Annotated in this window: 7 protein-coding genes; 3 read left to right on the top strand and 4 right to left on the bottom strand. The window is 44.1% G+C overall.

Going from position 1 to position 15,354, the window contains the following annotated elements; genetic code table 11:
• Window positions 1-6: 6 nt before the first annotated feature.
• Entirely contained in the window at window positions 7-306 is a 300-nt protein-coding gene (locus ACO6S0_RS11185; RefSeq protein WP_422348464.1) for a hypothetical protein, read from the bottom strand.
• 188 nt (window positions 307-494) lie between these two features.
• Window positions 495-8,813 (bottom strand): T9SS type B sorting domain-containing protein, encoded by an 8,319-nt coding sequence (locus ACO6S0_RS11190; protein WP_422348465.1) that lies wholly within the window; start codon window positions 8,811-8,813, stop codon window positions 495-497.
• 146 nt (window positions 8,814-8,959) lie between these two features.
• Here ACO6S0_RS11190 and ACO6S0_RS11195 point away from each other — a divergent pair, with 146 nt between their 5' ends.
• The gene (locus ACO6S0_RS11195; protein ID WP_422348466.1) at window positions 8,960-10,078 is read left to right on the top strand and encodes a PQQ-dependent sugar dehydrogenase; all 1,119 of its coding nucleotides are present in this window, start codon (window positions 8,960-8,962) and stop codon (window positions 10,076-10,078) included.
• A 6-nt stretch (window positions 10,079-10,084) separates the two neighbouring features.
• Here ACO6S0_RS11195 and murQ read toward each other — a convergent pair whose 3' ends face one another.
• Both murQ and ACO6S0_RS11205 read right to left on the bottom strand, forming a co-directional pair.
• Window positions 10,085-10,897 (bottom strand): N-acetylmuramic acid 6-phosphate etherase, encoded by an 813-nt coding sequence (gene murQ / locus ACO6S0_RS11200; RefSeq protein ID WP_422348467.1) that lies wholly within the window; start codon window positions 10,895-10,897, stop codon window positions 10,085-10,087.
• A 1-nt stretch (window position 10,898) separates the two neighbouring features.
• Entirely contained in the window at window positions 10,899-11,648 is a 750-nt protein-coding gene (locus ACO6S0_RS11205) for a DeoR/GlpR family DNA-binding transcription regulator (protein ID WP_422348468.1), read from the bottom strand.
• A 204-nt stretch (window positions 11,649-11,852) separates the two neighbouring features.
• Between ACO6S0_RS11205 and nagB the strand changes: the two genes are divergently transcribed.
• Window positions 11,853-13,787 carry a glucosamine-6-phosphate deaminase gene (gene nagB / locus ACO6S0_RS11210; RefSeq protein WP_422348469.1) on the top strand — a complete coding sequence of 645 codons (1,935 nt, stop codon included), beginning with the start codon at window positions 11,853-11,855 and terminating at the stop codon, window positions 13,785-13,787.
• A 51-nt stretch (window positions 13,788-13,838) separates the two neighbouring features.
• Window positions 13,839-15,335: a glycoside hydrolase family 10 protein gene (locus tag ACO6S0_RS11215; protein ID WP_422348470.1), complete on the top strand. Its 1,497-nt coding sequence runs from the start codon at window positions 13,839-13,841 to the stop codon at window positions 15,333-15,335.
• Window positions 15,336-15,354 lie beyond the last annotated feature (19 nt).

Genomic DNA, 15,354 nt, shown 5'->3' on the forward strand with positions numbered 1-15,354 from the left:
AAGGAATTAATTTCCTGATAAAAATTCCCTGATTTCTATGTAAAAAGCCTCCCGAGCCTCAGCGGAATCATCATTAGGGTGCAACAAAAAGTAGCTCAATGTTTGATTTTGGCAGAACTCGTCTAAATTCTTCTTTCCCCAAAAGTGATAGCTCAACAACAAGGTGTGATAGTCAATTTGGTAGGGCTTGTGTTTTGACCCATACCCGTTAAGATATAGATTCAAAAGAAAAAGGGAATATTCCAAGGTGTTGGTTTCGATAGGCAAAAAAGAGGGTAGTTGCAGGTCAAATTTGTTTGAATCCATTGTGGTCCCGATTTTAAGATTTGGATTAGCATTCAAGACCCCAAATATCATTAAGCCAACAATTTTTCTGGCCAACAACTATTTTGTGCACATATATTGAATAAAAAGAGGCGAGGTTATAACTCCAATCAAACTAATTCTGCAAACAGAGTCTTGGATGAGTAAATATAACAAAATTTGGATTACACTTACCTGTATAAGGTGAAATGTCCTACGTATTGTTGTTTTTCCCTATCATTGGCGTAGACCACGTACCAATAATCCCCTGTAGGAAGCGGATGTCCTTCATAGGTGCCGTCCCATTTCTTGACCTGATCAAGTCTGGCTATCACCCTACCGTAACGGTCGTAAATAATCACATCAATATTAGGGAAGAACTCTCTGTTTCTAGGATACCAATTATCATTCATACCATCACCATCAGGTGTAAAGAACGGAGGCATTTCCGGCATTCCCTCAAAATCAAAAGCCATCATAAAGTTGGCCTCACAACCATTACGGTCACGTACCATAACATTGACATTTGCATCTTGATTAATGGTAAAGGTATTGGTTTCCCCAAAGGATTCACCCTGGAAGAAATATTCATACCCTCCGAAACCTCCGGTTGCAATAGCCTTAATTTCTGTGGGGCCCGTTTTGAGCACTTCCAAAGTCAAAGGCTCATAAACCTCTATTTCAAACTCAACAAAAGTTACACAACCATTTTGATGGTAGATGAAAACCGTATGCTCGCCTTCCGGAAGATCACCAAAAGTTCTTTGCTCCGTGGCCAAACTGATATCGTCTACATCCAATGAAAAGAGCAGGTCGTTGAGCATGGAATCATCGGCAATGGAAACCGTGGCGGTACTATAAGGAAAGATTCCCTCACAACCATACTCCACAATAGGTTCAGCCATCAATTCAATACCAAGCCCAATATCTGCAGTAACGTTGGTTTGACAACCATTGGAATCCCTTACAAAGACCACGTAAGTTTCACCCCCCTGAAGGTTATCAAAGAACAAGCTGTCGTTTTGCTCAAAGTCAGCATCATCTGCAGAATTTACACTGGTAAAATAGGGTGCTGTACCGCCTGTTACCTCCAAGGTCATGGTACCATCCATATCTCCCAAACAAACTTCAGGCGTTGTTGAGGCTACCGCTGCGATCAATTCCATCGGCTGGGTTATTTCTACGGTTCGAGTAATGGTACAACCCAAATCATCTTGGATGATTACATCATAGGTTCTGGGCGAAAGATCATCAAATGTTTTTCTATTTGGATTGGCCGGATCATCTCCTTCAAAGAACTCACTCAACGTATCAGAAATGGAATAACGGATGGCTCCGGTTCCTCCACTGGCTTCAATAATAATCTGTCCATTGGTATCACCATAACAGGCTACGGGAACGGCTTCCAGGTACTCCAATACCAAGGGCGGTTTTGGTTCTATTACGATGGGGTCAGATATGGCCTCACATCCCCCACTCTGCGCATATACATAGTAGGTGCCAGGTAATAAATCCCTAAAAATCCCTGAACTTTGCGCAGACCTTACCGTTGTTGCAGGGGTAGGTACTGGAGGTGTGTTCGAATTCAAAAGGGTATAGATATAGCTTCCAATACCTCCAAATGCTTCCGAACGAATAATACCCGTTGCCTCCCCAGCACAATTGATTGTTGCGTTGGTCAGATCAAGAGCAATAACCAATGGCGCAGCTGGATCCAAGGAAATCTGGTTGGATTTCTCAAACGGACAACCGTTGGAATTCTGAACGTCATATTGGAAAGGTCCGGGATCAATGGTAATGTCTGCGGCAATTTCAACACTGCTCAAGCCGGCTCCAAAAGGTGTAAATGGGTCTGTTGTTCCGGCTCTTCGATAGAAATAGTCCACTCCTACTTCTGGATTGGTGACGGTCAATTGCATCCTACCCAAATCCCCACAGCCTGGAGGCTGCAGCTCCACCAATTCTGCCACTACAATTTCAGGATCTTGAACGGTTATCGGAACCGTGGTGAAACTACAATTCCAACCATCAAATATGGTAATGGTATAGTCCCCAGCAGACAAGTTGGCAAATGTTGGAATGGTCTGAAGTCCACTATTGGTCCCATCCGTTATCCTGTTCAATTGATACAGATAGTTCCCTGGACCTTGTCCTCCCGCCATATTGTAGGCTTCAATGATTCCATCATTGTCATTGTTACAACGCAAGGGTTGAACCACCTGAATATCTGCTGAAATTGGCACTGGCAATGGCAGGTTAATGGTTGTGCTTTCCTCACAGCCTCTAAAATCACGGATGTTTACTGTATAGGTTCCCGTTGACAAATCTTGGAAGATGGGGTTGGTATTGGGATAATCTACCAACACGGTAACCCCATCCGGAGCAATCAATTGGTACTCATAGGTTCCCCAACCGCCGTCGCCAGTGGCCGTAATTTCCCCAAATCCAGGAACATTACAAGTCACCTCGGTGGTTTGCACCGCTGTTACGGTAAGTGGTCGGTCTGGAGATCTAACGGTAACCACATTGCTAACCACATCACAATATGGATCATCCAAAGCTTCAATATGAACTACCAGGTTTCCAGCTGGCAGTCCTGAAATAATCTCTGGGCTATTGATCGGGGCATTGGTATCAAAACTACCCGTTACTCCAGTAGTGGTTTCCACTCCTGAATTATCCCTCGAGAAGACTTCATAATTATAAGTACCGCTATAATTGTTGATTGCCAAACTGATTTCACCATCGTTTCCATTGAAACAGGTTACCGGTCGTACCTCAGCTATGTCAGCCTCAATGTTATTGTATTCTGGCATGTTGATGGTAGCGGTCAAATACGAACAACCTCCGCTTCCTATATCTGTTACTGCAAAGATGTAATCCCCTGGCGTGGAAATATCCCAGCTTACCCTATCCGTTCCAGATGAACTTCTGGCTGGTTCGGAACCTAGTGGTAAAATCTCAACTTCATAGTTTCCTGGCCCTTCATTGACAATGATTTCGATAAATCCAGGATTAACTCCGCTTCCAGAGGCATCACAGGATATGGGTCCAACATTATAACTAAAAGTGATATCTGTTGGGGTATTGATATTGACCGTGGTAGTCTCTTCACACCCACTCTGGTCCCTAGCGGTTAAAATGAAGGTTTGGTTTGTACCGTTGTCAATTACTTCAAAAACATTACTGGTCTGGAAGTTGGTGCCATCAAACTGAGGCGTACCGTCGTTTAAGCTATAGGTATAAGGTCCCGTTCCTGTAGTTGTCCCAGTTCCATCCCCGTTGGTATCCGTATAAACGGTTATGGTGGCCGTACTAAACTGATTGCTGGACGGATTACAGCTAAATTCCGTGTTAGTAGCATCCACTTGCAGCAAAGTGGGCTCCGCTATAATGATGTCTCCTGAACGATCCGTACAACCTCTATCCGAAACCACTTCCACTTGGTAGGTATCTGGCGTAAGATTATCAAAGACAGGTGATGGCTGTGGACCGGCGATCACAGTAGTGCTAGCTCCATCATACAAAATATAACTCAACGGAGTATCTGTATCCGAGCCGGGTTGAAGTTCTACCGAAATGGTACCATCATCAGCTCCGTTACAGGAGATGTCCGTACTTGGTGTTGCCGTAATTACGGGAGTGTTCACCGTTGAAACATTCACAATGGCCTCATCAGAACACAACGGGGCAGTATTAGAGCTTAAATCCGTTACCAAAACGTTATAATCCCCAGGCATTACGTTGGTGAACACATTAGAACTTTGGGCCGGACCTACATTCGCTAAGGTCCCTGCATCCCGCAATTGGAATTCAAAATTTCCACTACCCCCTGTGGTATTCACGGTAATCTCTCCATCACCTGCATTACAGGTAGGGAATGAAGTAGCATCCGCAGTAATGGCAAAGAAATCGAACACATCTGCATTTACTGTGTTGGTACATCCATTACCATCCCTTACCGTAATCACGTAGCTTCCCGGGTTGGGAACCACAAAATTGACGCTGGTCTGGCATCCGCTACCAATATCATACATAAAGGTTTCATGTGGCAGTCCAGAACCTGTTGAAATAGGAGAAAGTACCTCAATCTGATATCCACTGGTTGCCGTACATTGATTTGTGACATCAATAGTTGGGTTGGGCACCCCTGCCTCTTGGCTCACGGTAGCCGTTGTCATGGCCGTACAGCCGTTGGCATCTTGCACATAAAAATCATAGTTGGTCGGATATGGCCCTGGTATTTCAAAAGTTGTATCGGTGTTGAATACGGTTGGAGCAGGGTCTCCTGATGGTACATAGGCATATCCGAAGGGAGTTCCTGAACCAATACCTCTAACAGTTACAAAGGCTCCAGCATTACAGGTTGCCTGTACATTACTATCAATAACGATGGATGGGGAACTAAAATCAATAAAGACCAAGGTACTTCCCGTACAACCTGTATTGTTATCTGTTACCAAAATCTGATAGTTCCCCGGTGCCAAACCAGTGAATGAATCATTGAATGGAATGGCCACATTATTATGTGACGTTGGGCCTGCAATAGTGGCTCCCGTATCTGTATTTTGAAGGGTAATGGTCAAATCAGCGGGGCTTGCAATTCCTGTCACTTCATAATCAATTGCACCACTTCCCGCAACATTACAGGAGGCTGTTGTAGCTGTAGCCGTTACCGTAACTGGACTTGGAGCCGTAATAGGGTCTATTTCCTCAATGTACGTACATCCCAAGGCATCCCTTACTTCAACAAAATAGGTCACTCCAAAGGTCACCACTGCGGAGAAATCATGGATATCAACACCATTAACGTTGGCTGGAACAAAAGTAGGGTCTCCCACCAATCTAAATTCATAGGGCGCCGTACCTCCGGTAGCCTGTACTCGATAAGAAATGAAGGGATCGGTACAAAGGGCCGGTGGCGGATCTAAAGGAATCAAATCCAGAGTATTTTGGTCAATGACCACTGGGTCCCTATCCTCACATCCTGTGGAATCCGTGGTCACCACGGTATAGTTTCCAGCAGGAAGATTTGGGAAATTGACCGTTGTACTGGCAGTTCCCATGGAAGATGCCACTAAATTTCCTGCAACATCAAGTAACACATAGTCAAAGGGAGCAACACCATTATTGATGGTGGTTGAGATTGAACCCAATACCGATCCAGCCGAGCAGACTGCAGGAGACGGCGTAGCCGTGGCATCCAAAGCAGCGCTTCCACCAATGGTGACATCATAAGCTGGACTAACACAGCCTCGGCTATCCCGAATAACAAACCCCCCGTGTGTTCCAGGTCCATAACCAGAGAAAATGTTTTGCGTTCCAAAAGTCGCTCCATTATCATTACTGAATTCGTATGGTGGTATTCCCTGGGAAGTATCGGGAATCAGTTCCACAATACCACTATTGGGGTCACCACATTGTGTGTCCGTTCCTACCACCGAACCAGCAATGGTCTCCGGTGGGGTTATGGTAACCACGTTGGATTCTGTGGTACATCCCTGGGCATCGGTAATCATAAACTGATAGGTGGTATCCGAGATGATAGAACCATCATTGGGAACACTGTATACAAAGGAGGTTCCAGTAATATTGTTGTTGTCAGAGGTATAAGGTGCTCCATTGATACTGACTTCGTAAATGTCATAGTCTCCCCCAGAAGTGTATCCATTGGAAATATTCACTTGAATCTGTCCTGGAGGTCCTGCACAATCCAACTCCTGAATGGTAACCGCGGTAGCCATTACTTGAGGTTCAATGGTCGCGGAAACGGTGTCTCTACAATCATTGGCATCCACCACTTCTATGGTGTAGTTGCCCGGGGTAAGACCAGAAAATGAATTACTGGCCCCCAAAGCACCCCCATTAATACGATATTGGTAAGGTGCAGCACCCAATGTGGCATTGACCACTAAGGTTGCTGCGTTAAAGTTATCATAGCAAAAGTCCGAAGCACCTAAATCCAATGTCAAGGTAGGGGCTTGCAATGAGGTCAATGTAAAACTATCCGTAACGGTACAACCATTGGCATCGGTGACACTGACTTGATACAAGCCATCTTGGGAAAGATTGGAAAAAACCCTTCCATTTTTTGGACCACGGGTGGATCCATCAGGCTGGGTCAAGGTATACCTATTACCTCCCCAACCACCAACAGTGTTGATTCGTACGGAGCCAATGTTTCCATTCTGGCAACTCATATCGGTGACATCCAAACTGGAAATGGCGAAAGCTGTAGAGGGCTCTTCAATGGTAAGGGTAGCCATATCCGTACAATTGGTATCCTCGTCTGTTACGGAGATCACATAATTACCTGCCGCCAGTCCTGTAAGAGGAATTATCCCCCCATTTTGGCCGGTAAATAGTGGACCTCCATCAATACTATAACTGTAGGTAGTATTAAATCCATCAACCAAATATCTCCCTTCTCCATCAGAATCGCCCACACAGGTAACCACTTTGGTCTGTTGGGCTTGAACCCCAATGGAACTGATATCGGTTATGGCATAATTTTCATCGTAGGAACAGCCCTCATTATCGGTAACCCTAAAGGTATAGGTTCCCAATCCCAGTCCAATAAAGGTATCATTGTTTCCATTATTAACGGCGCTTGCAGCCGGGGCAATAATTTCGTAGGTATAAGGCCCTGTTCCGCCTGTTACCACAAGACCAACACTAGCAGTTATGGATATACAATCCAAACTGGAAATGGTAAAGGCTATATCGGTAGGTTTATTCAGGGTGTTGAATACAATATCCGGTAGGGGTTGCACACAGCCATTGGCATCCCTCACCAATGGTGTATAGGTTCCGACCCCCAAATTGGTAAATACATTTCCAGAGCCAAATCCGGCACCAACGCTATACTCATAGGGTGGTGTGCCCCCCGAAACACCCGAAATAGTGATTTGGCCTCCATTTTCGTTCAAGCAGCTTGGGGACGAATCCGGTGTAGCCGTGGCATTAATGGTTGAAGGCGTACCTACCGTTGCAGTTTGCGGTGTTGTGGTACACGAAAAGGAATCTTGTTCATATCTCAATACGATATCATAGGTGCCAGGAGCCAAGTTGGAAAACACATTACTAATCTGATAGTTGGTACCGTTATCAATACTGTACTCTATCTCGTATCCGAATCCATTGGTCACATTTATGGTTATCCTTCCATCATTTGCTCCACCACAGTTGGCGTCCTCTTCGGTTAAGTTGAACAAAGGCGGCGGAATGTCTTGTACATCTACAGAGGCTGTTCTTTGACATCCGTTGGCATCTTCCACCAAAATGTTATAGGTAGCAGCTGATGTAACCGAAAAAGTAGTAGAACCTGAATAGGTTGAACTGAATGGACCTCCATCCACACTAAAGCGGTAAGGGGCAGTACCTCCTGAAGTGTTTAAATTGACATCTACCGAAGTGGCTCCACAGCCAAAACTATCGGAAGCTGTTGCAGAAACATCCAATGGACTAATACCATTACCTATTTCGATAGGCCCTCCACCAGTAACCGTTGTTATAGTCTCGGAACAGTCATTGGTATCCACTCGAATGGAATAGGTTCCTGGACCAACATTGGCAAAGGAATAGCTGTCGGAGGCATTGGGTCCAAAGGTATCAACCGTAATCCCATTTTTTATCAGCCTGTAGGTAAAGAATCCCGGAACACCGGAAACCTGTACATCCACACTTCCCAATTCTCCACTACATAGAATGTCGTTGGCCGTGACATCCACTGTAATATCCAAATCTTGAACATTAACAGTATTGGATGGGAAAATACAGGCACTGGCCGAAACATTTTTCAAACGTACCCACACCCTATAATTCCCAGCAGTGGTAACATCAAAGAAAGGATCATCCTGATAAGGACCTGCTGCACCACTAATACTATATTCGTAACCCGCAGGTACATTGGTTACTTCTACCCTACCCGGATTACCACAGATGATATCTTCGTGAATCAATTGGGGATCCAACGGGTTCAAGGTGGATTTGAAATAAAAATACTGACCTGAACCTACTCGTACCCTAAATTCCCCAGCAGATGACAAACTATAGGTAGCTCCTGTCCCTACGGTATTCCAAGTACATGCTGCATTAATGGTCGGACAATCATCTACAACAGTTGGGGCACAAGTGTTGGTATCCAATTGTTGCCATTCATAACTGCCTCCGGATTGACTAAGGGTTAAAGTTCTGATGTCACTGGTTCCACATAAGAAGAATTTGGCCAGTGTACTACCATCATTGGGGCATACCACCTCCTCGTTGGCTCCCTGAATAATTGTCATGAACATGGGAGCAGAAGCGGTAATCGCATCGTGTGCTTGAACCTTGGAGGACTGTACCTCCATTGATTCAGTTTTTTTGGCTTTACTAGTTCCAGAGACGGCATCTACCACCATGGCAAATACTTTATTCACCTCTGTTTTTGCAAGTACTGTGGAACAAAAAATTGATATAAACACCAACAGCACGGCATATAGCAAATGCCTTGTTTTCTGTGGGAGCATAGGTTAAGTCTTGTTATGGTAGAATACGTTAGATTTGGGGTCTTAATATTCTAGATTGTAATTGTCTAAACTTATATTTTCTCGTTATCTTTCGACTACAGAAAGTCGCAGTTCATCTATAAAATCTATTATTTCAACGTTAAATTATGAAAAAAAGTGCCATTCTTCCTTATTTATTCGTTGTAATGCTTAATACGTCTTGTGCCCAAAATTCAGATAAGGGCATAAATCTTCCCGAAAGCATTGATTTTACTACACATTTGGTAATTAAGGATATTCAAAACCCTTGGGGTATGGCATTTTTGCCAAATGGGGAAATTCTTGTTACCGAAAAATCAGGGAAATTATTCCATCATAAGGACGGAAATACCACTCAAATTTCAAACATTCCGAACGTTTATGTCCGCGGGCAAGGTGGGTTTTTGGATATTGAACTGCACCCCAATTTTCAGGAAAACGGATGGATTTATTTTTCCTATGCCTCTTCAGAAGGAAATGGCAAAGGCGGCAATACTGCCATTTCGAGAGCGAAGCTTTCAGGCAATCAACTTACAGAACACCAAATGCTTTATAAAGCCGAACCCAATACCACCAAAGGACAGCATTTTGGTTCCCGATTGGAATTTGACCGGGAGGGATACCTCTACTTTTCGGTAGGAGATCGCGGAAATAGGGATGTTAATCCGCAAAGCATTCAAAGGGATGGTGGAAAAATCTATCGCATCCATGATGATGGTAGCATTCCGAACGACAATCCTTTTGTAGATCGGTCAGGGGCGAAAACTGCCATCTACAGCTATGGCCATCGAAATCCGCAAGGTTTGACACTTCATCCCAATACCGGTAAATTATGGGAGCACGAGCATGGTCCCCGGGGAGGTGACGAAATCAACTTGGTTCAAAAAGGAAAAAACTATGGCTGGCCGGTAATTACCTACGGCATTAACTATAGTGGTACAAAAATCACCGATGAAACCTCTAGGCCAGGCATGGAACAACCTGTATATCAATGGACGCCTTCCATCGGTCCCAGTGGAATGACTTTTGTTTCTTCCGATAAATACCCTAAATGGAGCGGAAATCTTCTGGTAGGTTCCCTGGCCTTTCAGTATCTGGAGCGTTTGGTCATTGAAAACGACAAAGTAGTCTACCGAGAGAAATTACTGGACGGCATGGGCCGTGTTCGAAATGTAAGACAAGCCCCGGACGGTTTTATTTATGTTGGGATAGAAGGCAAAGGAATCTATCGTTTGGATCCCAAATAGTGTCTACTATTTCAATGCCTCAATAGCATTCTTTACCGAGCCATGCTCTTTCAAAGCCTTTTGCGCTTCGTCATAATCCAATCCAAGAGCTTCTACTAGGTATCGGGTACCACGATCCACCAATTTATTGTTGCTCAGTTGCATATTTACCATTTTGTTCCCTTTCACCCTACCAGCGCGAATCATCAAAGCTGTGGAAATCATGTTCAGTGCCAGTTTTTGACTGGTACCACTTTTCATTCGGGTACTCCCCGTCAAAAATTCCGGTCCCACATTTATTTCGATGGGAACGTCTGCCAATTGAGCCAAAGGTGACCCTGGGTTGTTGGTAATCCCGCCTGTAAGAATCCCATGTTTTTTGGCATCTTCAATTCCTCCTAAAACATATGGGGTCGTTCCCGAAGCGGCAATACCCACTAAAGAATCATTGGCGTTGATATCATATTCCATTAAATCTTTCCATGCCTGTTGCGTATCATCCTCTGCATGTTCCACAGATTTACGAATGGCAACATCGCCTCCGGCCATTAGACCTATGACCCGATCATGCGGCATCCCAAAGGTGGGTGGTATTTCCGAAGCATCCAGAATTCCCAACCTACCACTGGTACCTGCACCAATATAAAACAGGCGCCCGCCTTTCTCAAAACGTTCCACAATACCATCAATAAGCTGGGCCAATTGAGGTAACACTTGCTCAACAGCCTCTGCAACCCTCTTATCTTCTTGGTTGATTCCTTCCAAAATTTCATTGGTGGTCATCTTTTCCAAATGATCATGGTTGGAAGAACGCTCGGTAATTTTGATATAATCTGTCATATTATAATAGGTATAGGTCTTGATTTTTAAAACTTTCCAACAACGGATGCTCCGGGTCCAATTCGGTGATCATGGTATCGATCATATTTAAATCACAGGTTTTGAACCGGTGTTGCGAATTCAATTTTTCCGAAATGCACAAAAGCACAGTTTTTTTGGAAGCCTGGATTACCGCTTTCTTGGTTTGGACAATATCCCAGTCAAATTCCGTTAACCCAAAAGCTGAGTCCACATAGCCCGTGCCAATAAAACTGTAATCTACCTTTACTTGGGATAGATTATGAATGGCATTGGAGCCGATGGCTATTTGAGAATCCTTGGACAACATCCCCCCAATGAAAATGGTCTCCACATTGGGTTTTCCCAAAAGTTCCATAGCTACCGGAAGACTAAGGGTAAAACAAGTCAAGTTGATGTTGGTTGGCAGCAATCTTGCCAATTCCAGGCAGGTTGTGCCCCCATCAATTAGAATAACACTGTTCTCTTTTAAAAAGGAAGTGGCCTTTTGGGCAATCAAAATTTTCTCCTCTAGGGCATAAACATTGTTCCTCGCAGGGCTATGGTTTGCAAATCCCGTAGAAACTGCCCCACCATGAACCTTCACCAGCTTGTTCTCTCCATCCAACTCCTTGACATCCCTTCGAACCGTGTCTACGGAAACATCGAGCTTTTCCGCCAAATCGGTGAGCAGAACCCGGTTATGAAGCTCCACTTCATTCAAGATGGTATGCTGTCTTTCCTCTTTAAGCATGTAAGCGTGTTAATTCAAGGTCAAATGTAAAGAAAACAATCCCATTTTATGCTGTTTAATTCGAATTTAATGTTACTAAATGATTAAAAAAAGCAAAACATTGCAAAATACTTGCAAAAAACAGCAGTTTTTGATTTTATTTTCTATTTTTGCAGTTCAAAACCAGCAAATAATAGTAACCAAGCACATCGAAATTCAAGTTTCATGGAAACAGCAACAGTAAAAAAAGGAAAAGTGGATATCTCATATAAGCCCGCGGGGCAATTTGAGGAAACCCGTTTTGAAAAAATTCACAACATCATTTTTGAAAATTCTGCGGATGGCTCCGTCGTCGTAGCCAAGGAAATTGCGGACTTGATCCAAAAAAAGCAGGCAAAAGGCAAACCATGTGTACTTGGCTTGGCCACTGGCTCATCTCCTATTCGCGTTTACCGGGAATTGGTACGAATGCACAAGGATGAAGGGCTAAGTTTTTCCAATGTCATTTCCTTTAACCTGGATGAGTACCTACCCATGGAAAAGGACAATAGGCAGAGTTACCACTACTTTATGCATGAACACTTGTTCAATCATATCGATATAGACCCCAAAAACGTGCATATCCCAAATGGTACGGTTAGTGGTGATGCCATTATTGAGCATTGTTTGGACTATGAACGAAAAATTAAGGAAGCCGGCGGACTGGATTTTCAGCTTTTGGGAATTGGACGAACAGGTCATATTGGATTTAACGAGCCTGGTTCCCACCACAACTCGGCAACACGGGTTATTACCCTAGATCATATTACCCGGGTAGATGCGGCACCCGCATTCTTAGGCATAGACAACGTCCCAAGAAGGGCCATTACCATGGGAATCGCCTCGGTAATGAGTGCCAGAAGAATTGTTTTGCTGGGATGGGGGCCAAACAAGGCAGATATCATCAAGAAAACTGTGGAAGGCGAGATTTCCTCCCAGGTTCCTGCCACCTACCTTCAAGAACATACCAACTGCACCTTTGTATTGGATACCGGAGCGGCCAGTGAACTTACGCGTCATAAAACCCCATGGCTGGTGGATGAATCCCTCACATGGAACGAGCAATTGACCGCCAAAGCCATAGTTTGGTTGTGCAGACAAACGGGAAAATCCATCTTGAGTTTGACCGATAAGGATTATAACGATAACGGGATGTCAGGTCTTCTAACCTCCCAAGATTCATATGACCTAAACATTAAAATGTTCAACCGACTACAGCATACCATTACGGGATGGCCTGGAGGCAAACCCAATGCTGATGACACCAATAGACCTGAAAGGGCGCTACCGGAAAGTAAACGGGTCATCATTTTTAGCCCCCACCCTGATGATGATGTCATTTCCATGGGAGGTACTTTTGATCGATTGGTTCAGCAGGGCCATGAGGTTCATGTGGCCTATCAAACTTCTGGGAATATTGCGGTTTCCGATACCGAAGCTTTGAAATTTGCAGAAATTGCCAAATCGATCAACCCTTCAGAGGAAGCCCAAACCATTATCGATTCCATAAAAGCAAAAAAAGAAGCTGACTTTGACCCAATTGAGGTAAGAAAACTGAAAGGAAACATTAGGCGTGGTGAGTCTTTTGCAGCCACCCGTTACTTTGGATTGGATGATGCCAATGTGCACTTTTTGGATCTTCCCTTTTATGAAACCGGGGCCATCAAGAAAAACGATCTTTCGGATGCCGATGTGAAAATCATGGTAGACCTTATCAAAAGCATTAAACCGCATCAAATTTACGCTGCAGGTGATTTGGCTGATCCGCACGGTACGCACAAAACTTGCTTGGATGCCTTGTTTGCTGCCTTGGAAGAATTAAAGGAGGAATCCTACATGGATGATTGCTGGGTATGGCTGTACAGAGGTGCTTGGCATGAATGGGATACCCATGAAATTGAAATGGCGGTCCCTATGAGCCCAGACCAGGTGCTCCGCAAAAGATTGGCCATATTCTGTCACCAGTCACAAAAAGACGGGGTCATGTTCCAAGGTGATGATTCCAGGGAGTTCTGGATGAGAGCCGAAGAGCGTAATAAGGATACAGCAAGAAAATATAACCAATTGGGAATGGCAGAGTACGAAGCCATGGAAGGATTTGTACGGTACAATTTCAAATAATCCATATAAAAAGGCCTACTTTTATTGAAGAGTAGGCCTTTTTCTTTATCCATGCGCAACATTGCATATTTAATCTTCCCAGTTCTTTTCTTCTCCTGTTCTGTATTCAGAACCACCACAACCGCCCCCAAAACCGAATTTAGAGGCGTTTGGATCGCTACGGTGGCCAACATTGATTGGCCCAAAAACCCCAATGACAATACAGCCAAAAAGAAAGCGGATTTTATCCGCATTTTGGATTTCTACGAAGACCTTAACTTCAATGCCGCCATTGTTCAGATTCGGGCGGCAGGAGATGCTTTATATCCCTCCCAATTTTCCCCATGGTCCAAATATTTGACAGGGGAACAGGGCAAACCTCCAACGGAGTTTGAAACCCCACTGAAATGGATGATCCAGGAAACGCACAAACGTGGAATGGAATTCCATGCCTGGTTGAATCCCTATCGTGCAACCATTGATTTGGACACCCTTTCACTTTCAGATCAGCACGATTTTTACCAACATCAGGATTGGATGGTAAAGTATGGCAAGAAGTATTACTACAATCCTGGTCTACCCGAAGTAAGGGAGAAGTTCAATGCAATTATTGCCGAGTTGGTTCAAAATTATCAGGTTGATGCCATTCATTTTGACGACTATTTCTATCCCTACAAAATCAAAGGAGAGGTCTTCAATGATTCCATCACCTACAAAAAATTTGGACTGCCCAATCAATCTTTGGAAGACTGGAGGCGAAGCAATGTGGATTCCCTGGTTAAGAATGTCCACAGTACCATAAAAAAGCACAAACCCTGGGTACAATTTGGAATTAGTCCCTTTGGCGTTTGGAAAAACAGGGATACAGACCCCAAGGGTTCGGACACCAAAGCAGGACAGACTACTTATGAAGATCTTTATGCCGACCCACTTCTTTGGACTGAGAAGGGCTGGCTGGATTATCTAGCCCCCCAAGTGTATTGGAGTATGGAATACCCCCCTGCATCACATCGGATTATTACCCAGTGGTGGGCCAACAACTCAAAGGGCTCCCATCTGTATGTTGGAAATGGCACCTACAAAATCAAAAACAATCCGGATAAAGCTTGGAAACGAAGAAACGAAATCCCCAAACAACTTAATCTGGCCAGAAATCAGGATAAAATTGATGGCAACATTTTTTTCAGCGCCAAATCTTTAATGGGCAAACATGATAGGGTTGTAAACACCCTAAAGCGTAAATTTTATCGGTTGCCTTCCCACAATCCGGTTGGGTTGGTTAAAACCAAAAGGGAGATTTTGCAACCATCCCTGGCATCCTATAAACGACACAACAAGACCTTGGAACTTTGCATTTCCCACAATGACTCCGTACCAAGATTCCTTAATCTCTATCGGTCAAAGAGTGGTTTTGAAAGGGAGGATGCCATCTTGAGCCAGAAAAAGTATTTATCCGAAGGCGAACAAAGTATATGTTTGGAAGCAAACAACATTAAAAGTCCTATGGGCATTACCATATCCGATGCCTATGGAAGCGAAAGTGAGGTATTATTGATCCAAACACCATAAAATCAAAATCCAATGAAGC

This window comes from Flagellimonas sp. (genome assembly GCF_965233845.1).
Classification (GTDB): Bacteria; Bacteroidota; Bacteroidia; order Flavobacteriales; family Flavobacteriaceae; genus Flagellimonas.